Below are 2139 nucleotides of genomic sequence, written 5' to 3' on the forward strand. Positions count from 1 at the left end.
CCCCGGCGCCGTCGGCGATCTCGGCGTCCTCGTAATCCTCCGGCCGGGTGTCGAGCCGACGCGCGACGAAGCGGAAGAACGTGCCGGTGATCAACGTCAGACCGGTGGTGAGCGCCAGCGCGGTGGTCGGCGGTGTGCAGGGAGTCGCCGGCGGAGTCCGCGCCGGCCTGAGCAACGGCAGCCGGTCGCCGGCCGCGGCGGCGTTGACCCTCGGCGCGATCGGTGCGGCGGGTCTGGTCGAATGGCCGCTGCTGCTCACCGTCGGCGGCGCCGCGCTGGTCGTGCACCAACTCGGTCAGCGCGCGGCGGAACCGCAGGCGGCGCCGCAGAACTCGTCGCCGCCGGCCAAGAAGGCCGCGCGCAAGACGACGTCCTCGCGCCGCGCCGCCTCTAAGTGAACTCGTTGCTCCACCGCCTCCTCGGCGGCGCCGGGGACCTGCGGGCAGGCATGCTCACCGCTGCCCGCGAGCTCGTCGGTGGCTCACCGGCCCGTCGCCACTGGAGTCGGGACGGCCGCTGCTGGATCGAGGTCCGCGGTTTGGACACCGCCGACGACCGGACGCCGGCGACGGATGTCGTCGAGGCGTTGAAGGCCGTCCCCGGTGTGTTGACGGTCCGGCTGAACGTCTCGGTCTCCCGCGTGATCGTCACCGTCGCCCCGGACGGTCCCGACGTGGACACGCTGTGTGGCGTGGTGGCCGACGCGGAGACCCGCGCGGGCACGGCGGCGGCGCACGATCCGCCCACCGAGCTGCCCTGCGACGGCGTGACGCTCGGCGGCCGGATGATCGCCACGGCGGCCACCGGCGTCGGGTTCTGTGTCGCGACCGCGGGACGTGTGCTGCTGTTGCCGGCCCTGCCCGCAGGTGTGGTCGCGGCTGTCACGACCGTCGACTACCAGCCCCGGCTCCGGAAAGCCGTCGAAGAGCGGCTCGGGCCCGACGCCGCAGACACCGCTCTGGCGCTCGCGGCGGCGTCGATCTACACCCTCACCCAGTCGCCGGCCTCGCTGGCCGTGGAGTTCACCAGGCATCTGAGCCAGGTCGGTGAACTGATCGCCGCGCGACAGGCCTGGAACAGGCACGAGCCGCTCCTGGCCGGGCACCCCGGCGCCCACGACGTCCGTACCAGACCACCGCGGCCCTGCCCGATGGCTCCCGGCCCCGTCGAACGCCATGCCGAACGCAGCGGCGCCGCACAGGGTTTCGCGATGGCAGGGATCGGACTTCTGACCCGCGACCTCAACGCCGCGGGCACCGCCGCGGTGGTGACCGCACCGAAGGCGGCCCGCAACGCCCGCGAAGCGTTCACGGCCGCCCTGGGCCGCGGACTCGCCGACCGTCACGACATGCTGACCCTGCGCCCCGATTCGCTGCGCAGGCTGGATCGCGTCGACACGGTGGTCGTCGATCCCCGCATCCTGCTCACCGACCGGCTGCGGGTCGCACGGTTACGCGACGTCGCCGAGCGCGACCGCGACGCGGTGTGGCAGTGGGCCCAGGACCATGTGCACGACGGCCGCCTCGGTGCCGGTTGGCACCGACCACCGGCGCAGACGCTGAGCCGCCGTAACGGCCGTCCCGCCGCGGCCGTCTTCGTCGGGCACGTCCACCATCCGCTGGCCGCGGGCCTCGTCGGCGAGATCCGCCGCGGCGATCTCGAGGCGGTCTCGGTCGCCGGCGACGAACTCGACGATCTGCGTTCGTCTTTCGACGAGTTGTATCCGATGCAGGACACCGTCGATGCCGCGCTGCGCGAGGCCGTCGTCGACCTGCAGACCGGAGGCCGGACGGTGGCGCTGATCTCCGGTCAGGCGGTCGACGCTCTGCTGGCAGCCGATCTCGCCGTGGGCCTGGCGTCCGCGGACCGGTGCCCGCCCTTGTGTTCCGACGTACTCGTACCCGATCTCGAAACCGCCTGGCGGCTCGTGCACGCGATTCCCGCCGCCCACCGCGCCAGCCGCCGCGGGGTCGAACTCGCCACCAGCGCAACGGTGCTCGGTGCACTGTTGATGATCCCCGGGGTCCGCGGCCGCCAGGCCCACGGCGAGATCGGCTGCCAGCAGAGCGTCGACCGCCTGACCGGAGATCAGCGCCACCGTCCGGCCTCCGGTCTGCAGGTCGACGACGGCCTCGCGCA

At 73.4% G+C, this 2139-nt stretch carries 1 protein-coding gene and 2 pseudogenes; 2 read left to right on the forward strand and 1 reads right to left on the reverse strand.

From position 1 onward, the window contains the following. Positions 1-127: pseudogene (locus ASJ79_RS31450) on the reverse strand (cytochrome c oxidase subunit 4); the annotation flags it as partial. Here ASJ79_RS31450 and ASJ79_RS22930 point away from each other — a divergent pair. Both ASJ79_RS22930 and ASJ79_RS22935 read left to right on the forward strand, forming a co-directional pair. Then, positions 87-398: a hypothetical protein gene (locus tag ASJ79_RS22930; protein WP_231750988.1), complete on the forward strand. Its 312-nt coding sequence runs from the start codon at positions 87-89 to the stop codon at positions 396-398. The pseudogene ASJ79_RS31450 and the gene ASJ79_RS22930 sit on opposite strands and share 41 nt — an antisense overlap. Before the next feature lie 5 nt (positions 399-403). Then, positions 404-2139, forward strand: a pseudogene (locus ASJ79_RS22935) (cation-translocating P-type ATPase); the annotation flags it as partial.

The organism is Mycobacterium sp. NAZ190054 (assembly GCF_001545925.1).
Lineage (GTDB): Bacteria > Actinomycetota > Actinomycetes > Mycobacteriales > Mycobacteriaceae > Mycobacterium.